The sequence below is a fragment of the Pseudomonas sp. H1h genome, from assembly GCF_000633255.1.
GTDB lineage: Bacteria > Pseudomonadota > Gammaproteobacteria > Pseudomonadales > Pseudomonadaceae > Aquipseudomonas.
This window is the reverse complement of the sequence record NZ_AYMJ01000005.1, coordinates 33,548-54,449: the sequence shown is the minus strand read 5'-3', so window position 1 is coordinate 54,449 and position 20,902 is coordinate 33,548. Positions and strand designations below refer to the sequence as shown.

Here is a 20,902-nt window from a genome sequence, read left to right as displayed (position 1 = left end):
GAAGGAGTTCAGTTCCATTTGAAATTTCAGGTGAACTACACCTTGTGTTGTTTAAGGATCGCCTCTACGCGTTTGCGGGAGAGTGCATTGTCAGTTTCGAGGGCTATCCATTTGGGCCGTTGCCCGCGGGCCTTGGCGACTTGTTGTATAAACCAGCGGTGTACTTCGGTTGTCACATAGCGTCGTGACATGCCTTCCAGCTTTAGAGCGCGAGCTTTTTCGACAAGCGCCGCATCGCGTTCGCTCACCTCGTCGGCTCGGTCTTTGCCGCTGAGGATGCCGGCCTTTCGCCGGGTCGCTTCTCTGATTGCGCTGAGTGCTAAAGGTCTCAATTCGTCGCGACGTAATGCAGGCAGAATGGTGATCGGTTCCAAGTGGATAGCGTACAAGTCCAGCGCATCTATGCGGTCATCCTCGTTAACCTGGCGCTCTACGTACTCGCAATAAAATTCCCACGACCAGTCCGGCATAGGTACTCCCTTGGGCAGGGCTGTCTGCTCGACGTCGCACATCCAATCATTCATAACCTCCAAGGCTTTGACCGCGCAGGCCATGATGTACACCGCGTATGCCTGATCATCTGCGACGAAATCGCGCCGACCATGTTGGCGAACAGCGCTTGCCAGAAATTCGGGAGGGGCTGACATGGCATTTTCTGAAATCGTTTCCTCGTGCTGCGTCACCTTGATGCACATGGAATTGAGAGCGTCACCGAGTCCGGCTTGGTGGAGGCGTAAGCGGCATCGGTCGATCAACTGACACGCATGCAGGATCTGTTCGCGGCAGAGGGGATACAGCGGTTGGGCTGACAGGTACTCAACCAGATCGGCTGTTGAGCTTGGCCATTGAATGCTTTCACCGATCTCGCTCGCATTTACGGGCATTGATGTTGCCCCAAAGCATTTCGCTCAATCCCGCGCCCTGTGTCGTGCAATCGTCTCCAGCGGCACACGCCTAACCCGACGCCTGCCCGCAGCGAGTATGGGATCGCTCTAGCGTTACACGTTTGGTCAATGTCACACGAGGTGTACGGAAGGTCGCTCATGAGTGTAACGGGCTTGAAAGCCAATGAACCCGGGCGTTTGGCCAAGGTCGTTACACGAGTAACACCGGTAACATGGATTTTGAGGGGAGTATGGATATGCGTAGTCATACCGCTTTCCCGGACTTGCCATTGATTACTTTTCCACTTGCTAAAGCATCAAGGTGATCTGCGTACCACTGCATCATCTTCACCCGGTGCTCAAGGTATTGAGCCTTGTTGTATACCCCAGATATTCCCTCTTCTTTGTGAGCAAGCTGCGCTTCGACATGTTCTTTCGGCCAGCCGTGTTCCCTGAGCAGAGTGCTGGCGGTGTGACGAGTACCATGACCAACCAAGCGACCTTTGTAACCAACCGTCGCGAAGACCTTATTGATGGTGTTTTCGCTAATCGTTGGATTCTTAGCGCCCACACCAGGGAACAGCCAGCGACTACGACCTGTAAGGCAATGAAGTTCTTGGAGAGCGGAAAGAGCTTGCTTAGGAAGTGGGCACACAAAGTCCCTGCGCATCTTCATCTTGGCGGCAGGCGTCGTCCATATCGCTTTATCCAGGTCGAACTCTTTCCATTCAGCTAACCGAACCATGCCCGGTCTAGATGCGGTCCAGATACAGAGCCATGCAGCAGTTCGGGCCGTCAGCCTGCTGGGGGTATTTTTGAGTGCTTGGAGGAACTCTGCCAACTCAGGCTCCAGCAAATGAGGATGCTGCTGAGTCTTCGGGGCTTGAGCTGCAATATCTCGCAGGCGGCTACCTGGATCGTTTTCCGTAAGGCCTAGACCGATGGCTCGCCCGAATATCTGATTGATCCACGTGCGGCACTTCTCTGCCACGTTGTGTGCATCCCGGGCTTCGAGAGATGCTTGGAGTTCTGCACAGTCAGTACGAGTGATTTCGTCAAGGGGCTTATCTCCCAGCGCCGGGAGTATGTCTTTGTCGAGGTAGGTGCGGATTTTGTTAATCGTGGACGGGGCGAGGCCCTTTTCTTCTTTGGCCTTGAGCCAAGCTTCAGCAGCAGCTCGGAAGGTCCGAGTCCTGGCAGCATCAATGGCAGCTTTGGCAGAGCGTTTCTGTTCGAGAGGATCGGCCCCGCTGCTAACTACCTTGCGCAGTTCCGCAGCTTTGTCTCGTGCCAACGCACCACTTACTTCCGGGTAACCCCCGAGCCCCATCCAAGCCCAATTGCCCGCCGGACGTTTGTAGCGAAGCTGCCAGGATTTACCACCATCAGGTTTAACCCTGAAGTAGAGACCGTTTCCGTCCAGTTCTCGGTATTCCTTTGATTCCGGCTCCAGTCCCGCAAGCGTAGTGTCAGCGAGAGGGCGGCGCTTGATGTCTGCGCGCTTCATCCTTGTATCCCAAAGTTCGGTATTTTTCTCAGGATACAAGCAGGGATACAGGGATACAACGGATAAGGGGATACAGTGGTGGACAGACAGGCATAAAAAAACCGGCCAAGTGGCCGGTTTCTATGGATCTGAGAGGCTGGTAGAGACTCTCAGATACTGCTATGTGGTGCCCCGAGGGAGACTCGAACTCCCACTCCTTTCGAAAACGGATTTTGAATCCGCCGCGTCTACCAATTCCGCCATCAGGGCTCAATGGCGGCGAAGTATAGAGAGGTGATTACCGTTGGTCAATCACGTTTCATGGTCAATTTTCGATATTTCCGCTAGACTTTCCGGCCCTGCTAGACGAACCCCATCATGCGCGTTGCTGACTTTACCTTCGAGCTTCCTGATTCGCTGATCGCCCGCCACCCCCTGGCCGAGCGTCGCGGTAGTCGCCTGCTGACCCTTGATGGGCCGAGCGGCGCCCTTGCACACCGTCAATTCACTGATTTGCTTGAGCATTTGCGCCCGGGCGATTTGATGGTGTTCAACAATACCCGGGTGATTCCGGCGCGGCTGTTCGGGCAAAAAGCCTCGGGCGGCAAGCTGGAAATCCTCATTGAACGGGTGCTCGATTCGCACCGCGTGCTGGCCCATGTGCGCTCCAGCAAATCGCCGAAGCCGGGGTCGAAGATCCTTATCGACGGCGGAGGCGAAGCCGAGATGCTCGCGCGTCACGATGCGCTGTTCGAGTTGGGCTTCGATGAAGACGTGCTGCCGTTGCTCGATCGCGTCGGGCACATGCCGTTGCCTCCTTATATAGACCGCCCGGACGAGGGCTCGGATCGCGAGCGCTATCAGACCGTGTACGCCCAGCGCCTTGGCGCGGTGGCGGCGCCGACGGCGGGGCTGCATTTCGATCAGCCGCTGATGGAGGCGATTGCCGCCAAAGGCGTCGAGACTGCGTTCGTGACCCTGCACGTCGGTGCCGGCACGTTCCAGCCGGTGCGCGTCGACAAGATTGAAGATCACCACATGCACAGTGAGTGGCTGGAAGTCGGCCAGGATGTGGTCGACGCCGTTGCCGCGTGCCGTGAGCGTGGCGGTCGGGTGATTGCGGTTGGCACCACCAGCGTGCGTTCGCTGGAAAGTGCTGCGCGCGATGGCGTGCTCAAGCCGTTCAGTGGCGACACCGACATCTTTATCTACCCGGGCCGGCCGTTCCATGTGGTCGACGCCCTGGTCACCAACTTCCATTTGCCCGAATCCACGCTGTTGATGCTGGTTTCGGCGTTCGCTGGTTATCCCGAAACCATGGCCGCCTATAAAGCCGCCGTCGATAACGGGTACCGCTTTTTCAGCTACGGTGATGCGATGTTCATCACCCGTAATCCCGCCCCGACTGCCCCTGAACAAACAGGCCCAGAGGAAACAGAATGAGTCGCGAATGTCGCATGTCCTTTGAACTCCTGGCCACTGATGGCAAGGCCCGTCGTGGTCGTCTGACCTTTCCGCGTGGCACCGTCGAGACCCCGGCCTTCATGCCGGTCGGCACCTACGGCACAGTCAAGGGCATGTTGCCGCGTGACATCGTCGCCACTGGCGCAGAAATCATTCTGGGCAACACCTTCCACCTGTGGCTGCGCCCGGGCACCGAGGTGATCAAGGAACACGGCGACCTGCACGACTTCATGCAGTGGAAAGGCCCGATCCTCACCGACTCCGGCGGCTTCCAGGTGTTCAGCCTGGGCGCGATGCGCAAGATCAAGGAGGAGGGCGTGACTTTCGCCTCTCCGGTCGACGGCTCGAAAGTGTTCATGGGCCCGGAAGAGTCGATGCAGGTGCAGCGCGATCTGGGCTCCGACATCGTGATGATCTTCGACGAATGCACGCCGTACCCGGCTGACGAAGACGTCGCTCGCGTGTCGATGGAGTTGTCGCTGCGCTGGGCCCAGCGTTCGAAAAATGCTCACGGTGACAACACCGCGGCGTTGTTCGGCATCGTTCAGGGCGGTATGCACCAGGACCTGCGCATGCGCTCGCTGGAAGGCCTCGACAAGATCGGCTTTGACGGCCTGGCCATCGGCGGTCTGTCGGTAGGCGAACCCAAGCACGAGATGATCAAGGTGCTGGATTACCTGCCGGGCATGATGCCGGCTGACAAACCTCGTTACCTTATGGGCGTTGGCAAACCGGAAGATCTGGTTGAGGGTGTGCGCCGCGGTGTGGACATGTTCGATTGCGTGATGCCAACCCGTAATGCCCGCAATGGGCATCTGTTCATTGATACAGGCGTGCTGAAGATCCGTAACGCGTTCCATCGCCATGATGATTCGCCGCTCGATCCGACCTGCGATTGCTATACCTGCCAGAACTTCTCCCGCGCTTATCTGCATCACCTGGACAAGTGCGGCGAAATGCTGGGAAGCATGCTCAATACCATCCACAACTTGCGCCATTATCAGGTGCTGATGGCTGGTTTGCGCGAGGCTATTCAACAGGGTACATTGGCCGCCTTTGTCGATGCCTTCTACGCCAAACGCGGGCTCCCCGTTCCGCCTTTGGACTGAGTTTTCTGACCCCAAGATTCAACATTTGCAACTGGAGTGCTAAATGAGCTTTTTTATCTCTAACGCCATGGCTGACGCAGCTGCACCGGCTGCTGCCGGCCCAATGGGCGGCGGCTTCGAGTGGATTTTCCTGGTCGGCTTCCTGGTCATCTTCTACCTGATGATCTGGCGTCCACAGGCCAAGCGCGCCAAAGAGCAGAAGAACCTGCTGAGCAGCCTTGCCAAGGGCGACGAAGTGGTCACCACCGGCGGCATCGCCGGCAAGATCACCAAAGTGGCCGATGACTTCGTGGTTCTGGAAGTTTCCGACACCGTGGAAATGAAGTTCCAGAAGGGCGCCATCGCCGCCACGCTGCCAAAAGGCACGCTGAAAGCGATCTAAGGGCAACAACTTCTACTCAATCGACGGGGCGCGCAAGGCGCCCCGCGTCATAACGGGCGGCGTGATGCTGAACAAATATCCTCTGTGGAAATACATTCTGATCCTGGCGGTGCTGGCGATCGGTCTGATTTATTCCGCTCCGAATCTATACCCCGATGACCCGGCCATTCAGATCAGCGGCGCCAGCACGGCTCTGCAGGTGAATCAGGCCGATCTGGATCGCGTCAGCACGGCGCTGCGTGAGTCCGGAATCAACGTCAAGGCTTCGAGCCTGGCGGCCAACGGCAAGGGCGGCCTGATCCGTCTGACCAAGGCTGAAGACCAGTTGCCGGCCAAAGACGTTGTACGCAAGGCATTGGGTGATGACTACGTCGTCGCATTGAACCTGGCACAAACCACCCCGCAATGGCTGCGCAACCTGGGTGCGCACCCGATGAAGCTGGGCCTGGACTTGTCCGGTGGTGTGCACTTCCTGCTCGAAGTGGACATGGACAAAGCCCTCGATGCACGCCTGAAAGTCTACGAAGGTGACGTCAAGAGCCTGCTGCGCAAAGAGAAGCTGCGCTATCGCAGCCTGCCGCAACTGGGCGGTGCCATTCAGTTGGGCTTCAGCGATGCTGATTCCCGCGAACAGGCCCGTGCGCTGATCCGCAAGAACTTCAATGATTTCGACATTGTTCCGGCCGACCTCAACGGTCAACCGGTGCTGCGTCTGGCGATGACCCCGGCCAAGCTGGCGGAAATCCGTGAATACTCCATCAAGCAGAACTTGACCACGGTACGTAACCGCGTCAACGAGCTGGGTGTTGCCGAGCCGATCGTCCAGCGTCAGGGCGCCAACCGCATCGTGGTTGAGCTGCCGGGCGTGCAGGACACTGCCGAAGCCAAGCGTATCCTCGGCAAGACAGCCAACCTTGAATTCCGTCTGGCTGCAGAGCCGGGTGCTTCGAAAGCCACCTCCGAAACTTTCGAGTTCCGTGAAGGCAAGCGTCCTCCGGTACAGATCGAGCGTGGTTTGATCATCACCGGTGACCAGGTGACCGACGCCAAGGCCGGTTTCGATTCGCAGCACGGTACACCTGAAGTGAACATCCGTCTGGATGGTCACGGTGGCGAGCTGATGAGCCGCGCGACCCGTTCGAACGTGGGTCGCAGCATGGCGGTGATCTTCATCGAACAGCGTCCGGTGACCACCTACGTCAAGCAGGTTGTGGACGGCGTCGAGAAAGACGTCGCGGTACAGACGTTCAAGGAAGAGAAGAAGATCATCAGCCTGGCGACCATTCAGTCGCCGCTGGGTGCGCAGTTCCGCATCACCGGCCTGAACGGCCAGGGCGAATCGTCCGAGCTGGCGCTGCTGCTGCGTGCCGGTGGTCTGGCGGCTCCGATGTACTTCGCTGAAGAGCGCACAATCGGTCCGAGCCTGGGTGCTGACAACATCACCAAGGGTATCGATGCATCGCTGTGGGGCATGCTGTTCGTCTCGCTGTTCATCATCGCCATCTACCGCTTCTTCGGCCTGATCGCCACCGTCGCGCTGGCGGTGAACATGGTGCTGCTGCTGGCGCTGATGTCGTTGCTGGGTGCAACGCTGACCTTGCCTGGTATCGCCGGTATCGTGTTGACCATGGGCATGGCGGTCGACGCCAACGTGCTGATCTTCTCGCGGATCCGTGAAGAGATCGCCGCGGGCATGACCGTGCAGCGTGCAATCAACGAAGGCTTCGGCCGGGCATTCACCGCGATTCTCGACGCCAACCTGACCACTCTGCTGGTCGGCGGCATCCTCTTCGCCATGGGCACCGGCCCGGTGAAGGGTTTCGCAGTGACCATGTCCCTCGGGATCTTTACCTCGATGTTCACGGCCATCATGGTGACCCGCGCAATGGTCAACCTGATCTTCGGCGGACGTGACTTCAAGAAGTTGTGGATTTAAGGGGCTGCCATGTTACGTACAATCAACTTCATGGGCGTTCGCAACTTCGCGTTCGGCGTCACAGTGTTTCTCACGTTGCTGGCTATTTTCAGCGTCGTCCACAAGGGCATGAACTGGGGTCTGGACTTCACCGGCGGTACGCTCATCGAGCTGACCTACGAGCGTCCGGCTGACGTTACCAAGGTGCGCGAGCAACTGGTGACTTCCGGTTATCACGAAGCCATCGTGCAGAACTTCGGTGCGACCACCGACCTGCTGGTGCGCATGCCGGGTGAAGATCCGCAGCTGGGTCATCAGGTCGCAGCAGCGCTGCAGAAAGTCGGCGGCGACAACCCGGCTACCGTCAAGCGCGTCGAATTCGTCGGCCCGCAGGTCGGTGAAGAACTGCGCGACCAGGGCGGCCTCGGCATGCTGCTGGCGCTCGGCGGCATCCTGATCTACCTGGCTTTCCGCTTTCAGTGGAAATTTGCGGTCGGCGCCATCGTTTCGCTGATTCACGACGTGATCGTGACCGTCGGTATCCTGTCGTTCTTCCAGATCACCTTCGACCTGACGGTGCTGGCGGCGGTGCTGGCGATCATTGGTTACTCGCTGAACGACACCATCGTGGTATTCGACCGGGTTCGTGAGAACTTCCGTGTGCTGCGCAAGGCTTCGCTGATCGAGAACATCAACATCTCGACCACCCAGACCCTGCTGCGCACCATGGCGACGTCGATCTCCACCTTGCTGGCGATCGCGGCGCTGCTGTTCTTTGGTGGCGACAACCTGTTCGGTTTCTCCATCGCGCTGTTCATCGGTGTTCTGGCGGGTACTTACTCGTCGATCTACATCGCTAACGTGGTGCTGATCTGGCTGAACCTGAGTACCGAGGACCTGATTCCTCCGGCCAACACCGAGAAGGAAATCGACGACCGTCCATAACGGCCATCGCTTCTCCGGTTGTCAGCCCGAAAAAGGCGCGAGTTGAACTCGCGCCTTTTTTTATGCTCCAAGGCTGGGAGAAGCGCGGGCGCGTCCCGCATGTGATGGTCAGGAGGTTCATGTGAACAAGTCGTTGCTGGTTGGTGCGGTATTGGGTGCTGTCGGTGTGACTGCCGGGGGTGCTGTTGCCACCTACAGCCTGGTTAAAAGCGGCCCTGAGTATGCGCAAGTGTTGGCCGTTGAACCGGTTAAAACACAGATCAAGACTCCACGTGAAGTGTGCAAGGATGTTGCTGTAACCCGTCAGGCGCCGGTCAAGGACCAGCACCAGATCGTGGGTACGGTGCTCGGTGCGGTAGGCGGTGGTCTGCTGGGTAATATGGTCGGCGGCGGTAACGGCAAGAAAATTGCTACCGTTGCTGGTGCGGTCGGTGGCGGTTACGCCGGTAACAAGGTGCAGGAAGGCATGCAGAATCGCGACACCTACACCACCACTCAGACTCGCTGCAATACAGTGAATGACATCAGTGACAAGGTTGTAGGTTACGACGTGCGTTATTCGCTGGATGGCAAGGAAGGCAAGGTGCGGATGGATCGTGATCCGGGCAATCAGATTCCGGTCGACAAGGAAGGCAAGTTGATTCTGTCGCAGAATCAGCCGGGTCAATAAAGACCGACTGTTTAAACAAGAAGCACCCTGCGGGGTGCTTTTTTGTGCCTGTGATTTCAGTCTCCACCCCAATCCACGGTGGGAGCGGGCTTGCTCGCGAAGGCGGCGCGTGACTCAACATCAATTCTGGATGGTAGACCGCATTCGCGAGCAAACCGGCTCCCGCAGGGTCTTTGTGGAGGGGCTGTAATCGCGGGCATAAAAAAAGCACCCCGAAGGGTGCTTTTTTGCGTTTCGCGGGAAGCTTAGCGCTTCAGCGAAGCTGGCAGATGCGGCTGGATCGCCGTCAGTACTGCTTTGAAGCATTTGGTGTTGCCGGCAACGATGTGGCCTTTTTCAAGGAAATCGTGACCGCCGGTGAAGTCGCTCACCAGACCGCCTGCTTCCTGGATCAGCAGGGCGCCTGCAGCCATGTCCCACTCGGACAGGCCCGACTCCCAGAACGCGTCGAAACGGCCGGCAGCCACGTAGGCCAGGTCCAGGCTGGCGGAACCGGCGCGGCGGATGCCGGCAGTCTGGCCGACCAGGGCGCGGAACATGCCCAGGTAGTTATCGAGGTTGTCCATCTGGTCATCGCGGAACGGAAAGCCAGTGCCGAGCAGGGCGCCGTCGAGGCTGGTGCGACCGCTGACGCGCAGGCGACGACCGTTCAGTTGAGCACCGCGACCACGGCTGGCGGTGAATTCTTCTTGGCGAACCGGGTCCAGAACCACTGCGTGTTCCAGGCGACCACGGTATTTGCAGGCAATGCTGACAGCAAAGTGAGGAATGCCACGCAGGAAGTTGGTGGTGCCGTCCAGCGGATCGATGATCCACAGGTACTCTTCGCCTTCGATGCCGTTACCGACGTGCATGCCGGTCTCTTCACCCTGGATCGAGTGATTCGGGTAAGCCTTGCGCAGGGCGTCGATGATTTTCTGTTCGGCGGCGCGATCCACCTCGGATACATAATCCTTGGCGTCTTTTTCGTCGACCTTGATGGTATCCAGGCGCTCGATGGAGCGGAAGATCAGTTCACTGGCGCTGCGGGCGGCGCGCAGCGCGATATTCAGCATGGGCTGCATGGATGTGTCACCTAAGGTTGTTAAAGAAAGCCGCGCATTCTATCAGAACTTTTCTTCAGGTGAAGGACGCTGTTCGCTTTCATAGCTTAACGGTAGGCTGTTCTGTAAGATTTGCACCCCTTTCCTGTGTCCGAGAGCGCCTCCCTTGCTGCAGAACATTCGTGTTGTCCTGGTCAATACCAGCCACCCCGGCAACATCGGCGGGGCCGCGCGCGCCATGAAAAACATGGGTCTGTCGCGGCTGGTGCTGGTCGAACCGCGGTTGTTTCCGCATCACGAAGCCGATGCGCGCGCTTCCGGTGCCGGGGACATCCTTGAAAACGCGCAGGTCGTTGCCACCCTGGAGGACGCTCTGGTTGGCTGCAATCTGGTGCTGGGCACCAGCGCCCGTGACCGTCGCATTCCCTGGCCACTGCTCGATCCTCGCGAATGCGGCAGCAAAGTGGTTGAAGAGGCGGGGCAGGGGGCGGAGATCGCTCTGGTATTCGGTCGTGAAGACTCCGGCCTGACCAATGACGAGCTGCAGCGATGTCACTTTCACGTGCACATCCCCTCCGATCCTGAGTTCAGCTCGCTGAACCTCGGGGCGGCGGTGCAGGTGTTGAGCTATGAAGTGCGCATGGCCTGGCTGGCCGCTCAAGGGCAGCCGACCAAGATCGAGAAAGAAGAAGTGGCCTCGGTGAAAAGCGCCGAGCTTGCGACCATGGATGAGCTTGAGCGCTTCTATGAGCATCTGGAGCAGACGCTGGTCGCCATCGAGTTTCTCGATCCGGAAAAACCACGGCACCTGATGGCGCGCCTGCGCCGGTTGTACGGACGCAGCTCGGTCAGCCGGGCGGAAATGAATATTTTGCGTGGCATTCTCACGGAAACCCAGAAAGCGGCCCGTGGTGAGCTTCTTAAGCGGAAGGACTGAATGATGTTTGAGCGTTTGCGTGAAGATATCCAAAGCGTATTCCATCGAGACCCGGCGGCGCGTAACGCTTTTGAAGTCCTGACCTGCTACCCCGGCATGCATGCGATCTGGATTCATCGGTTGGCTGGCATGTTGTGGCGTAACGAGCTGAAATGGCTGGCGCGACTGGTGTCCAACTTCGGTCGCTGGTTGACCGGGATCGAGATTCATCCGGGCGCCAAGGTCGGCCGGCGCTTCTTCATCGACCACGGCATGGGCATCGTCATTGGCGAAACCGCCGAGATTGGTGATGACGTGACCATTTATCAGGGTGTGACCCTCGGCGGCACCAGCTGGAACAAAGGCAAGCGCCATCCGACATTGGGTGACGGTGTGGTGGTCGGTGCCGGCGCCAAGGTGCTCGGGCCGTTCACTGTTGGAGCTGGCGCCAAAGTCGGTTCGAATGCCGTGGTGACCAAAGAAGTGCCGCCGGGTGCCACGGTGGTGGGTATTCCAGGCCGGATCATCGTCAAGTCCGATGAAGAGCAGGATGCCAAGCGCAAGGCGATGGCCGAGAAGATCGGTTTCGATGCCTATGGTGTCAGCGAAGACATGCCCGATCCGGTGGCTCGCGCCATTGGTCAGCTGCTCGATCACCTGCAGGCGGTGGACGGGCGGCTGGAAGGGATGTGCGGTGCACTGAAGGATCTGGGCAGTAACTATTGTGCGAAAGATCTGCCTGAGCTGCGTGAAGAAGATTTCGCCTGTGTGAAAGGCAAGGATCAGAGCCAGGCCAGCTAAACCGGGTCGCCCCCACAATTGAAATGTATTCCCTTGTGGGGGCGAGCCTGCTCGCGAAGAACGATGGCGCGGTACTGCTGGCTGTACGCCGCCAGCCTTTGCTATGATGCGCGCGCTCTTTTGCGGGTAAACCCGACTAAAGCACTAGGTCTTATAGTTGACTTAAATGCTCGGGAATTGCATACTCCCGCCCATTCCGAACTCCGTGGTAATTGTCCATGCGACTGACTACAAAAGGCCGATACGCCGTGACCGCCATGCTTGACCTGGCGTTGCACGCGCAGCACGGGCCGGTGTCCCTGGCCGATATCTCCGAGCGCCAAGGCATCTCCCTGTCCTATCTCGAACAGCTTTTCGCCAAGCTGCGCCGCAGTAACCTGGTTTCCAGTGTTCGCGGTCCAGGCGGTGGTTATCAGCTGTCCCGCGACATGCAGGGCATCCAGGTGGCTCAGGTGATCGATGCGGTCAACGAATCGGTCGATGCGACCAAATGCCAGGGTCAGGGCGATTGCCATTCCGGTGATACCTGCCTGACTCACCACTTGTGGTGCGACCTGAGCCTGCAGATTCACGAATTTCTAAGTGGTATCAGCTTGGCTGATCTTGTGACTCGCCGTGAGGTGCAAGAAGTAGCCCAGCGTCAGGACCAGCGCCGTTGCAACAGCAAGGCGCCACGCCTGGACAAGATTGAAGCGTCCGCCGTCGAATGACAGCCGAAGAGCTAGCGGAACGCCAGCCCTGATTTAGGAGATAGTCCATGAAATTGCCGATTTACCTTGATTACTCTGCGACCACCCCGGTCGATCCGCGCGTTGCGCAAAAGATGAGTGAATGCCTGCTGGTCGACGGAAACTTCGGTAACCCGGCGTCCCGTTCCCACGTGTTCGGCTGGAAGGCTGAAGAGTCCGTCGAAAACGCTCGTCGTCAGGTGGCCGATCTGGTCAACGCCGACCCGCGTGAAATCGTCTGGACCTCCGGTGCCACCGAATCCGACAACCTGGCAATCAAGGGTGCTGCGCATTTCTATGGCTCCAAGGGCAAGCACCTGATCACCAGCAAGATCGAACACAAGGCCGTCCTCGACACTATGCGCCAACTGGAGCGCGAAGGTTTCGAAGTGACTTACCTTGAGCCGACCGAAGATGGCCTGATCACTCCAGCCATGATCGAAGCGGCACTGCGCGAAGACACCATCCTGGTGTCGGTCATGCACGTGAACAACGAAATCGGCACCATCAACGACATCGCTGCCATAGGCGAACTGACCCGCTCCAAGGGCGTTCTGCTCCATGTCGACGCGGCTCAGTCCACTGGCAAGGTCGAGATCGACCTGCAGAAGCTGAAAGTCGACATGATGTCGTTCTCCGCCCACAAGACTTATGGCCCTAAAGGCATCGGCGCGCTGTACGTCAGCCGCAAGCCGCGTGTGCGCATCGAAGCGACCATGCACGGCGGCGGTCACGAGCGTGGCATGCGCTCCGGCACCCTGGCGACCCACCAGATCGTCGGCATGGGCGAAGCGTTCCGTGTAGCCAAGGAAGACATGGCTGCCGAAAACGTGCGCATCAAGGCCCTGAGCGACCGTTTCTTCAAGCAGGTCGAGCACCTGGAAGAGCTGTACGTCAACGGCAGCCTGACCGCCCGCGTTCCGCACAACCTGAACCTGAGCTTCAACTACGTTGAAGGCGAGTCGCTGATCATGGCCCTCAAGGATCTGGCGGTATCGTCCGGTTCGGCGTGCACTTCTGCCTCCCTGGAGCCTTCGTACGTACTGCGCGCCCTGGGCCGCAACGACGAACTGGCACACAGCTCGATCCGTTTCACCTTCGGCCGTTTCACTACCGAAGAAGAAATCGACTACGCCGCGCAGAAAGTCTGCGAGGCCGTTACCAAGCTGCGCGCTCTGTCGCCGCTGTGGGATATGTACAAAGACGGTGTCGACATTTCGAAAATCGAGTGGGCGGCACACTGATTTCAAGTCGCCGCGAACCAGCCCTGTGAACTTCCGGTTCCGGGGCTTAAAGAGCGACTCTCTGATGAGTGAGGATTAAGCACCATGGCTTACAGTGAAAAGGTCATCGACCACTACGAAAACCCGCGCAACGTCGGCAAGATGAACGCGGAAGACCCGGATGTCGGCACCGGCATGGTCGGCGCTCCGGCGTGCGGCGACGTGATGCGTCTGCAGATCAAGGTCAACGACCAGGGCGTTATCGAAGACGCCAAGTTCAAGACCTACGGCTGCGGTTCGGCCATTGCTTCCAGCTCCCTCGCCACCGAGTGGATGAAGGGCAAGACCCTGGACGAAGCCGAGACCATCAAGAACACTCAGCTGGCCGAAGAACTGGCCCTTCCGCCAGTGAAAATCCACTGCTCGGTACTCGCTGAAGACGCCATCAAGGCGGCCGTTCGCGACTACAAGCAGAAGAAAGGCTTGATCTAAGCATTGCGCGACGAGTAAGGAGTCAACGATGGCTATCAGCATGACAGAAGCGGCTGCTCGACACGTGCGACGCTCCCTCGACGGGCGCGGCAAAGGTGAAGGGATTCGTCTGGGTGTTCGCACCACAGGCTGTTCCGGCCTTGCCTACGTGCTGGAGTTTGTCGACGAGGTGGTTGCAGAGGATCAGGTGTTCGAAAGTCACGGCGAGAAAGTGATCATCGACCCGAAAAGCCTGGCCTACCTGGACGGCACCGAACTCGATTTCGTCAAGGAAGGGTTGAACGAAGGCTTCAAGTTCAACAACCCCAACGTACGCGGTGAATGTGGCTGCGGCGAAAGCTTCAACATCTGAGGCTTGTCGTGGGTATTCCTTGTCATTTCGCATTATTCGAGCTGCAACCGAGTTTCCGTCTGGATCTCGAGCAGTTAGCCACGCGCTATCGTGAGTTGGCGCGCGGTGTTCATCCTGACCGCTTTGCCGACGCCCCCGAGCGTGAGCAGCGGGCGGCACTCGAGCAGTCTGCGCGGCTCAACGACGCCTACCAGACGCTCAAGAGCCCGGCGCAGCGTGCACGCTACCTGCTGAACATCAGCGGGCATGAAGTGCCGATGGAAGTCACGGTCCATGACCCCGAGTTCCTTCTGCAGCAGATGCAGTGGCGCGAAGAGCTCGAAGACCTCCAGGACAGCGCCGATATCGACGGTGTCGCGGTGTTCAAGCGTCGCTTGAAAGTCGCTCAGGAACAATTGAACGAAAGCTTCGCAGCCTGTTGGGATGATGCGGCGCAACGCGAACAGGCCGAACGCCTGATGCGGCGCATGCAGTTCCTCGACAAGCTCACCTACGAAGTGCGCCAGTTAGAAGAGCGCCTCGACGATTAACCCAGTGCCGCTCCGGTCGCACGCCTGATATACAGATAAGTCCTGATCACGATGGCCCTACTGCAGATCGCCGAACCCGGCCAAAGTCCTCAACCGCACCAGCGTCGTCTGGCTGTGGGGATCGACTTGGGCACTACCAATTCGCTGGTCGCTGCGTTGCGCAGTGGTCTTTCCGAGCCGCTGGCCGACGCTGACGGGCAGGTCATCCTGCCGTCCGCCGTGCGTTATCACGCCGATCGCGTCGAGGTTGGCGAGTCGGCCAAGCTGGCTGCGTCCTCCGATCCCTTGAACACTGTGCTGTCGGTCAAACGCCTGATGGGCCGTGGTCTGTCCGACGTCAAGCAGTTGGGCGAGCAACTGCCGTACCGCTTTGTCGGCGGCGAATCGCACATGCCGTTCATCGACACCGTGCAGGGTCCGAAAAGTCCGGTCGAAGTCTCCGCCGATATCCTCAAGGTGCTGCGTCAGCGTGCTGAAGCGACGTTGGGTGGCGAGCTGGTTGGCGCGGTGATCACTGTTCCAGCCTATTTCGATGACGCTCAGCGTCAGGCCACCAAGGATGCGGCAAAGCTCGCGGGTCTGAACGTGCTGCGTCTGCTCAACGAGCCAACCGCCGCCGCCGTGGCTTATGGTCTGGATCAACATGCCGAAGGCCTGGTCGCGATTTACGATCTGGGCGGCGGTACGTTCGATATTTCGATTCTGCGTCTGACGGGTGGTGTTTTCGAAGTCCTGGCCACTGGCGGCGATAGTGCGCTGGGCGGCGACGACTTCGATCACGCGATTGCCAGCTGGATCATCGACAGCGCGGGTCTGTCTGCCGACCTCGACCCGGGCGCACAACGCAATTTGCTGCAAACCGCCTGCGCGGCCAAAGAAGCCCTGACCGACATGGACAGCGTGGAAGTCGCCTACGGTGACTGGAAAGCGCAGTTGACCCGCGAAGCCTTCGATGCACTGATCGAGCCGATGGTCGCGCGCAGCCTGAAAGCCTGTCGCCGCGCCGTACGTGATTCCGGTATTGAACTGGAAGACGTGCACGCGGTGGTCATGGTGGGTGGTTCGACCCGCGTGCCACGTGTTCGCGAAGCAGTCGCCGAAGCCTTCGGTCGTCAGCCATTGACTGAAATCGACCCGGATCAAGTGGTGGCCATCGGGGCCGCGATCCAGGCCGATACGCTGGCTGGCAACAAGCGCGATGGTGGCGAACTGCTGCTGCTCGACGTGATTCCGTTGTCCCTGGGGCTGGAAACCATGGGCGGGCTGATGGAAAAGGTGATTCCACGCAACACCACCATCCCGGTCGCCCGCGCTCAGGACTTCACTACTTATAAAGACGGCCAGTCGGCCATGGCGATCCACGTGTTGCAGGGCGAGCGCGAGCTGATCAGCGATTGCCGCTCTCTGGCACGCTTCGAACTGCGCGGAATTCCAGCGATGGTGGCCGGCGCGGCGAAGATTCGCGTGACCTTCCAGGTCGATGCCGACGGTCTGCTCAGCGTGTCTGCCCGTGAATTGGGTTCGGGCGTTGAGGCGAGCATTCAGGTCAAGCCGTCCTATGGTCTGACCGACGGCGAAATCGCCAGGATGCTGAAAGATTCGTTCCAGCACGCCAACGACGACAAGGTCGCTCGGGTTCTGCGTGAACAACAAGTCGATGCCCAGCGCCTGATCGAAGCGGTGCAGGGCGCTCTGGAGGCTGATGGCGAGCGTTTGCTCGACGCCGAAGAGCGCATGGTCATCGACCTGCAGGTGCAGGAACTCACTGAACTGATGAAAGGCACTGATGGTTATGCCATCGAGCAGCAGACCAAGCGTCTGTCGCAAGTGACCGATGCTTTTGCTGCCCGCCGCATGGATCTGACGGTGAAAGCCGCTCTGTCGGGGCGCAACCTGAATGAAATCGAGGATATTTGATGCCGCAGGTCATTTTTCTGCCTCACGAGAAGTTCTGCCCTGAAGGCATGGTGGTCGAGGCTGCACCCGGCACCTCGATTCTCGAACTGGCTCACGAACACCACATCGAAATGGAAAGTGCCTGTGGCGGCGTTTGCGCCTGCACCACTTGCCACTGCATCATTCGCGAGGGTTTCGACTCGCTGGAAGAGGCTGACGAGCTGGAAGAAGACTTCCTCGACCGTGCCTGGGGCCTGGAAGCGCAATCGCGCCTGGCCTGTCAGGCGATCGTCGGTGAAGAAGACATTACCGTCGAGATTCCGAAATATTCGCTTAACCATGCGGCTGAAGCGCCGCACTGACTGGTAAGACTGTCATGAGCTACGGTTGGAATGATGTTCAACGCATTGCAGAAGAGTTGGCCGAAGCCAAGCCGGGTGTAGATCCGTTTTCTGTCAATTTCGTCGATCTGCAGCAATGGATCAAAGAGCTGCCGGATTTCGACAATACCTCTGGTCGTGTTGGCGAGAAGGTGTTGGAGGCGGTTCAGACACTTTGGGCCGAAGAATTGGACTGATCGTCCCCGCAGGTTAGGCAATACCCAAGAACCCGCGTATAATTCGCGGGTTTAATTTTTCGCAAATTACCGTTTCTGGAGTTACACCATGGCTGTTCAACGTACTTTCTCCATCATCAAGCCTGACGCTGTTGCAAAAAACGTCATCGGCGAGATCACCACTCGTTTCGAAAAAGCAGGCCTGCGCGTTGTAGCTTCGAAACTGAAGCAACTGTCCAAAGCTGAAGCTGAAGGCTTCTACGCTGAGCACAGCGCTCGTGGTTTCTTCGGCGACCTGGTTGCTTTCATGATCTCCGGTCCTGTTGTTGTTCAGGTTCTGGAAGGCGAAAACGCTATCGCTCTGAACCGTGAGCTGATGGGCGCTACCAACCCTAAAGAAGCTGCTGCCGGCACCATCCGCGCTGACTTCGCTGATTCCATCGACGCCAACGCTGTTCACGGTTCGGACTCCGAAGCCGCAGCTGCTCGTGAAATCTCGTACTTCTTCGCAGCTACTGAAGTAACCACTCGCTAAGCATTGGCTTAAGAGTGAAGGTGAATCCATGACTACATCGACTGTAAAAACCAACCTGCTGGGTCTGACTCAACAGGAAATGGAAAAATTCTTCGACTCGATCGGGGAGAAGCGTTTCCGTGCCGGTCAGGTAATGAAATGGATTCACCACTTTGGCGTCGATGATTTCGACGCCATGACGAACGTCAGCAAGGCCTTGCGCGACAAGCTCAAGGCTATTGCCGAGGTCCGTGGTCCCGAAGTCGTCAGCGAGGACATCTCCAGCGACGGCACCCGTAAGTGGGTGGTGCGCGTGGCATCCGGCAGCTGCGTCGAGACCGTGTACATTCCCCAGGGCAAACGCGGCACTCTGTGCGTTTCGTCCCAGGCAGGCTGTGCCCTGGATTGCAGTTTCTGCTCCACCGGCAAGCAAGGCTTCAATAGCAACCTCACCGCCGCCGAAGTCATCGGTCAGGTGTGGATTGCCAACAAATCTTTCGGCAGCGTCCCGGCAACCGTCGACCGTGCCATCACCAACGTGGTGATGATGGGCATGGGTGAGCCGCTGCTGAACTTCGACAACGTCGTCGCCGCGATGCATCTGATGATGGATGACCTCGGCTACGGGATCTCCAAGCGCCGCGTGACCCTGTCCACGTCGGGTGTGGTGCCGATGATCGATGAGCTGGCCAAGCACATCGACGTGTCCCTGGCGTTGTCCCTGCACGCACCCAATGACGCATTGCGTAACCAATTGGTGCCGATCAACAAGAAGTATCCGCTTAAGATGCTGCTCGAGTCGTGCCAGCGCTACATGTCCGCCCTTGGCGAGAAGCGTGTGCTGACCATCGAGTACACCTTGCTCAAGGACATCAACGACAAGGTTGAGCACGCGGTGGAAATGATCGCGCTGCTGAAAGACATTCCGTGCAAGATCAACCTGATTCCGTTCAACCCGTTCCCGCATTCCGGGTACGAGCGGCCGAGCAACAACGCCATTCGTCGGTTCCAGGATCAGTTGCATCAGGCCGGTTTCAACGTCACTGTCCGCACCACCCGTGGCGAAGACATCGACGCTGCATGTGGTCAATTGGTAGGGCAGGTGCTGGATCGCACCCGTCGCAGCGAACGTTACATCGCCGTGCGCGAGTTGAGCGCCGATAGCGATCTGGCACAGAACGCCGCGAACACTAACTAAGAGAGGATCTCTATGTCCCTGCGCTTTGCGCTGCTGTTGCTGATGGCCAGCCTGTGTGCTGGTTGTGTCCTGTCGGGTGACTACAACCCGATGAAGACCAGCAAGGGCCGCGATGAAGCGCGGGCTGCCTACGTGCAGTTGGGGCTGGGATACCTGCAGCAGGGGATGACCGAGCGGGCCAAGGTGCCACTGAAGAAGGCGCTGGAGCTGGACGGTTCCGATCCTGATGCCAACGCCGCCCTCGGATTGGTGTTCCAGGCCGAAATGGAACCCAAACTGGCTGACGAACACTTTCGCAAAGCCTTGTCCTCCCGTCCCGCCGATGCGCGCATCCTCAACAATTACGGCAGTTTTCTCTACGAAGAGCAGCGTTACAAGGAAGCCTACGAGCGTTTTGAACAGGCCGCCGCCGATACGCTGTATCCTGAGCGTTCGCGGGTGTTCGAGAACCTCGGCATGACCGCGGCAAAGCTCGGGCAGCGAGAACTGGCGCAGCAGCAACTGGAAAAAGCCCTGCGGCTGAACCGTCAACAACCGCGCGCTTTGCTGGAAATGGCTGAGTTGTCCTTCGAAGACAGGCATTATGTGCCCGCGCGTGACTATTACGACCGTTTCAGCCTGCTAACCGAGCAAAATGCACGTAGTCTATTGCTCGGCGTTCGGCTGGCAAAAGTGTTTGAAGATCGCGACAAGGCCGCCAGTTACGGCCTGCAATTAAAACGACTCTATCCCGGTACGCCGGAATATCAGCAATACCTGTCGGAGCAATGATGAAAGCGGCGCATCCCGAAGTTGTAGCAGCGACTCGCGTTAATCCCGGTGAGACCTTGCGCCAGGCCCGCGAAAGCAATGGCTGGTCGCTGGCCGAAGTGGCCCTCAAGCTCAACCTCACCGTGACTTCCCTGAGCAATCTTGAAGCTGGCGCTTTCGACAAGTTGCCAGGGCATACCTTCGCTCGCGGTTACATTCGCGCTTATGCCAAATTGCTTGGCATGGACCAGACGGTTCTGGTTCAGCAATTCGACCAATCCACCGGCACCGACTCGCAGGGCAGCAACGTGCATGCGCTGGGTCGTATCGAAGAGCCTGTGCGGGTTTCCCACACCATTTTGCGGATCGTCAGCCTGTTGTTGCTGATTGCGGTCATCGGCGGCGGTTTCGTCTGGTGGCAGGATCAGACCTCGCTGCGCACCAAGGACGTGACCAGCCTCGCCCCGGAGCACGTTGAAGTCGAAGGCGCCGACGGCACCACGCAGATTCACCCGATCGACGAGCCGGAAGACCAGGCCGTTGCCGAAGGCCAGACCGAGGGCGCGACCGCTCTGGCGCTGCCACAGTCGGAAACTACCGCTGAAGCGACCGGCGCCGAGCCAGCCGTTCCGGCCACTGCTCCGGCCGCGACGCCCGCTGCACCGGTTCACACCCCGGCCCCGGCTGTCGCCACCCCGGCTACCCCGACTCCGAACGTTCCGGCCACTCCAGCACCGACCGTGACTGCGCCAGTGGCTGCGGCCACCGCTGCGCCAACCGCAGAAGCAGCTGCTCCAGCTGCCGGCGACGGTCAGGTGCAACTGCAGTTCACCGCCGATTGCTGGGCACAGGTCACCGACGGTCGCGGCAAGGTGTTGTTCAGCGGTCTGAAACATAAAGGCGACAGCGTCTCGGTTTCCGGCAAGCCGCCACTGGCGGTACGCCTGGGTGTGGCTCGCGCCGCACAGGTCAGCTACAACGGCCAGCCGGTCGATATCGCTCCGTTCACCAGTGGCGAGACTGCTCGCCTGAAGTTGGGTCAATAAGT

23 protein-coding genes and 1 tRNA gene are annotated in these 20,902 nt (G+C 58.8%); 20 read left to right on the top strand and 4 right to left on the bottom strand.

Annotated features, from left to right (window positions below; translation table 11 throughout):
- Positions 1 to 35: 35 nt before the first annotated feature.
- From U862_RS31035 to U862_RS0104120, 3 genes are all read right to left on the bottom strand, one after another.
- Positions 36 to 884 (bottom strand): hypothetical protein, encoded by an 849-nt coding sequence (locus tag U862_RS31035; protein ID WP_025109229.1) that lies wholly within the window; start codon positions 882 to 884, stop codon positions 36 to 38.
- 265 nt (positions 885 to 1,149) lie between these two features.
- The gene (locus tag U862_RS0104125; protein ID WP_025109228.1) at positions 1,150 to 2,391 is read right to left on the bottom strand and encodes a tyrosine-type recombinase/integrase; all 1,242 of its coding nucleotides are present in this window, start codon (positions 2,389 to 2,391) and stop codon (positions 1,150 to 1,152) included.
- A gap of 164 nt (positions 2,392 to 2,555) precedes the next feature.
- Positions 2,556 to 2,640: transfer RNA gene (locus U862_RS0104120), tRNA-Leu, on the bottom strand.
- Between the two features lie 108 nt (positions 2,641 to 2,748).
- Here U862_RS0104120 and queA point away from each other — a divergent pair.
- From queA to U862_RS0104090, 6 genes are all read left to right on the top strand, one after another.
- A complete protein-coding gene (gene queA / locus U862_RS0104115; RefSeq protein WP_025109227.1) occupies positions 2,749 to 3,813 on the top strand; it encodes a tRNA preQ1(34) S-adenosylmethionine ribosyltransferase-isomerase QueA in 1,065 nt (354 codons plus the stop codon).
- 14 nt (positions 3,814 to 3,827) lie between these two features.
- Positions 3,828 to 4,943 (top strand): tRNA guanosine(34) transglycosylase Tgt, encoded by a 1,116-nt coding sequence (tgt, locus tag U862_RS0104110; protein WP_161794909.1) that lies wholly within the window; start codon positions 3,828 to 3,830, stop codon positions 4,941 to 4,943.
- Between the two features lie 43 nt (positions 4,944 to 4,986).
- Positions 4,987 to 5,325, top strand: a complete 339-nt coding sequence (yajC, locus tag U862_RS0104105) for a preprotein translocase subunit YajC (RefSeq protein WP_003227923.1) — start codon at positions 4,987 to 4,989, stop codon at positions 5,323 to 5,325.
- 64 nt (positions 5,326 to 5,389) lie between these two features.
- On the top strand, positions 5,390 to 7,261 hold the full coding sequence (gene secD, locus U862_RS0104100; protein WP_025109226.1) for a protein translocase subunit SecD: 1,872 nt from the start codon (positions 5,390 to 5,392) through the stop codon (positions 7,259 to 7,261).
- A 9-nt stretch (positions 7,262 to 7,270) separates the two neighbouring features.
- On the top strand, positions 7,271 to 8,185 hold the full coding sequence (gene secF, locus U862_RS0104095; RefSeq protein ID WP_025109225.1) for a protein translocase subunit SecF: 915 nt from the start codon (positions 7,271 to 7,273) through the stop codon (positions 8,183 to 8,185).
- Between the two features lie 121 nt (positions 8,186 to 8,306).
- Positions 8,307 to 8,855, top strand: coding sequence for a glycine zipper 2TM domain-containing protein (locus U862_RS0104090; protein WP_025109224.1), 549 nt, complete (start codon positions 8,307 to 8,309; stop codon positions 8,853 to 8,855).
- 245 nt (positions 8,856 to 9,100) lie between these two features.
- Here U862_RS0104090 and suhB read toward each other — a convergent pair whose 3' ends face one another.
- Entirely contained in the window at positions 9,101 to 9,919 is an 819-nt protein-coding gene (suhB, locus tag U862_RS0104085; RefSeq protein ID WP_003227916.1) for an inositol-phosphate phosphatase, read from the bottom strand.
- 145 nt (positions 9,920 to 10,064) lie between these two features.
- On the opposite strand from suhB, the gene trmJ reads away from it, so the two are divergent.
- The 14 genes from trmJ (at position 10,065) to U862_RS0104015 (ending at position 20,900) form a co-directional block, all read left to right on the top strand.
- A complete protein-coding gene (trmJ, locus tag U862_RS0104080) occupies positions 10,065 to 10,835 on the top strand; it encodes a tRNA (cytosine(32)/uridine(32)-2'-O)-methyltransferase TrmJ (RefSeq protein WP_025109223.1) in 771 nt (256 codons plus the stop codon).
- A gap of 3 nt (positions 10,836 to 10,838) precedes the next feature.
- The gene (gene cysE / locus U862_RS0104075) at positions 10,839 to 11,615 is read left to right on the top strand and encodes a serine O-acetyltransferase (protein ID WP_025109222.1); all 777 of its coding nucleotides are present in this window, start codon (positions 10,839 to 10,841) and stop codon (positions 11,613 to 11,615) included.
- A 218-nt stretch (positions 11,616 to 11,833) separates the two neighbouring features.
- Positions 11,834 to 12,325, top strand: coding sequence for a Fe-S cluster assembly transcriptional regulator IscR (gene iscR, locus U862_RS0104070; RefSeq protein ID WP_003227911.1), 492 nt, complete (start codon positions 11,834 to 11,836; stop codon positions 12,323 to 12,325).
- A gap of 47 nt (positions 12,326 to 12,372) precedes the next feature.
- Complete coding sequence (locus U862_RS0104065; protein WP_003227909.1) at positions 12,373 to 13,587, top strand: IscS subfamily cysteine desulfurase; 1,215 nt, start codon at positions 12,373 to 12,375, stop codon at positions 13,585 to 13,587.
- Positions 13,588 to 13,671: 84 nt separating this feature from the next.
- Positions 13,672 to 14,058 (top strand): Fe-S cluster assembly scaffold IscU, encoded by a 387-nt coding sequence (iscU, locus tag U862_RS0104060; protein WP_003227907.1) that lies wholly within the window; start codon positions 13,672 to 13,674, stop codon positions 14,056 to 14,058.
- A gap of 28 nt (positions 14,059 to 14,086) precedes the next feature.
- Positions 14,087 to 14,410 carry an iron-sulfur cluster assembly protein IscA gene (iscA, locus tag U862_RS0104055; protein WP_003227904.1) on the top strand — a complete coding sequence of 108 codons (324 nt, stop codon included), beginning with the start codon at positions 14,087 to 14,089 and terminating at the stop codon, positions 14,408 to 14,410.
- An 8-nt stretch (positions 14,411 to 14,418) separates the two neighbouring features.
- Complete coding sequence (hscB, locus tag U862_RS0104050; protein ID WP_025109221.1) at positions 14,419 to 14,940, top strand: co-chaperone HscB; 522 nt, start codon at positions 14,419 to 14,421, stop codon at positions 14,938 to 14,940.
- 51 nt (positions 14,941 to 14,991) lie between these two features.
- Positions 14,992 to 16,857: a Fe-S protein assembly chaperone HscA gene (gene hscA, locus U862_RS0104045; protein WP_025109220.1), complete on the top strand. Its 1,866-nt coding sequence runs from the start codon at positions 14,992 to 14,994 to the stop codon at positions 16,855 to 16,857.
- Positions 16,857 to 17,198 (top strand): ISC system 2Fe-2S type ferredoxin, encoded by a 342-nt coding sequence (gene fdx / locus U862_RS0104040; protein ID WP_025109219.1) that lies wholly within the window; start codon positions 16,857 to 16,859, stop codon positions 17,196 to 17,198. Before hscA ends, fdx begins: the two co-directional genes overlap by 1 nt.
- 14 nt (positions 17,199 to 17,212) lie before the next feature.
- Positions 17,213 to 17,413 (top strand): Fe-S cluster assembly protein IscX, encoded by a 201-nt coding sequence (gene iscX, locus U862_RS0104035; RefSeq protein WP_008084655.1) that lies wholly within the window; start codon positions 17,213 to 17,215, stop codon positions 17,411 to 17,413.
- Between the two features lie 88 nt (positions 17,414 to 17,501).
- Positions 17,502 to 17,927, top strand: a complete 426-nt coding sequence (gene ndk / locus U862_RS0104030) for a nucleoside-diphosphate kinase (RefSeq protein ID WP_007916882.1) — start codon at positions 17,502 to 17,504, stop codon at positions 17,925 to 17,927.
- Positions 17,928 to 17,955: 28 nt separating this feature from the next.
- Complete coding sequence (gene rlmN, locus U862_RS0104025; RefSeq protein ID WP_025109218.1) at positions 17,956 to 19,104, top strand: 23S rRNA (adenine(2503)-C(2))-methyltransferase RlmN; 1,149 nt, start codon at positions 17,956 to 17,958, stop codon at positions 19,102 to 19,104.
- 12 nt (positions 19,105 to 19,116) lie between these two features.
- Entirely contained in the window at positions 19,117 to 19,875 is a 759-nt protein-coding gene (gene pilW / locus U862_RS0104020; RefSeq protein ID WP_025109217.1) for a type IV pilus biogenesis/stability protein PilW, read from the top strand.
- The gene (locus U862_RS0104015) at positions 19,875 to 20,900 is read left to right on the top strand and encodes a RodZ family helix-turn-helix domain-containing protein (protein ID WP_025109216.1); all 1,026 of its coding nucleotides are present in this window, start codon (positions 19,875 to 19,877) and stop codon (positions 20,898 to 20,900) included. Before pilW ends, U862_RS0104015 begins: the two co-directional genes overlap by 1 nt.
- Positions 20,901 to 20,902: the final 2 nt, after the last annotated feature.

What these genes read in the sequence shown, in the direction of transcription:
- U862_RS31035 (WP_025109229.1), bottom strand. Translation starts at nt 884, where the DNA reads ATGCCCGTAAATGCGAGCGAGATCGGTGAAAGCATTCAATGGCCAAGC.
- U862_RS0104125 (WP_025109228.1), bottom strand. Translation starts at nt 2,391, where the DNA reads ATGAAGCGCGCAGACATCAAGCGCCGCCCTCTCGCTGACACTACGCTT.
- queA (WP_025109227.1), top strand. Translation starts at nt 2,749, where the DNA reads ATGCGCGTTGCTGACTTTACCTTCGAGCTTCCTGATTCGCTGATCGCC.
- tgt (WP_161794909.1), top strand. Translation starts at nt 3,828, where the DNA reads ATGTCCTTTGAACTCCTGGCCACTGATGGCAAGGCCCGTCGTGGTCGT.
- yajC (WP_003227923.1), top strand. Translation starts at nt 4,987, where the DNA reads ATGAGCTTTTTTATCTCTAACGCCATGGCTGACGCAGCTGCACCGGCT.
- secD (WP_025109226.1), top strand. Translation starts at nt 5,390, where the DNA reads ATGCTGAACAAATATCCTCTGTGGAAATACATTCTGATCCTGGCGGTG.
- secF (WP_025109225.1), top strand. Translation starts at nt 7,271, where the DNA reads ATGTTACGTACAATCAACTTCATGGGCGTTCGCAACTTCGCGTTCGGC.
- suhB (WP_003227916.1), bottom strand. Translation starts at nt 9,919, where the DNA reads ATGCAGCCCATGCTGAATATCGCGCTGCGCGCCGCCCGCAGCGCCAGT.
- cysE (WP_025109222.1), top strand. Translation starts at nt 10,839, where the DNA reads ATGTTTGAGCGTTTGCGTGAAGATATCCAAAGCGTATTCCATCGAGAC.
- iscR (WP_003227911.1), top strand. Translation starts at nt 11,834, where the DNA reads ATGCGACTGACTACAAAAGGCCGATACGCCGTGACCGCCATGCTTGAC.
- U862_RS0104065 (WP_003227909.1), top strand. Translation starts at nt 12,373, where the DNA reads ATGAAATTGCCGATTTACCTTGATTACTCTGCGACCACCCCGGTCGAT.
- iscU (WP_003227907.1), top strand. Translation starts at nt 13,672, where the DNA reads ATGGCTTACAGTGAAAAGGTCATCGACCACTACGAAAACCCGCGCAAC.
- iscA (WP_003227904.1), top strand. Translation starts at nt 14,087, where the DNA reads ATGGCTATCAGCATGACAGAAGCGGCTGCTCGACACGTGCGACGCTCC.
- hscA (WP_025109220.1), top strand. Translation starts at nt 14,992, where the DNA reads ATGGCCCTACTGCAGATCGCCGAACCCGGCCAAAGTCCTCAACCGCAC.
- fdx (WP_025109219.1), top strand. Translation starts at nt 16,857, where the DNA reads ATGCCGCAGGTCATTTTTCTGCCTCACGAGAAGTTCTGCCCTGAAGGC.
- iscX (WP_008084655.1), top strand. Translation starts at nt 17,213, where the DNA reads ATGAGCTACGGTTGGAATGATGTTCAACGCATTGCAGAAGAGTTGGCC.
- ndk (WP_007916882.1), top strand. Translation starts at nt 17,502, where the DNA reads ATGGCTGTTCAACGTACTTTCTCCATCATCAAGCCTGACGCTGTTGCA.
- rlmN (WP_025109218.1), top strand. Translation starts at nt 17,956, where the DNA reads ATGACTACATCGACTGTAAAAACCAACCTGCTGGGTCTGACTCAACAG.
- pilW (WP_025109217.1), top strand. Translation starts at nt 19,117, where the DNA reads ATGTCCCTGCGCTTTGCGCTGCTGTTGCTGATGGCCAGCCTGTGTGCT.
- U862_RS0104015 (WP_025109216.1), top strand. Translation starts at nt 19,875, where the DNA reads ATGAAAGCGGCGCATCCCGAAGTTGTAGCAGCGACTCGCGTTAATCCC.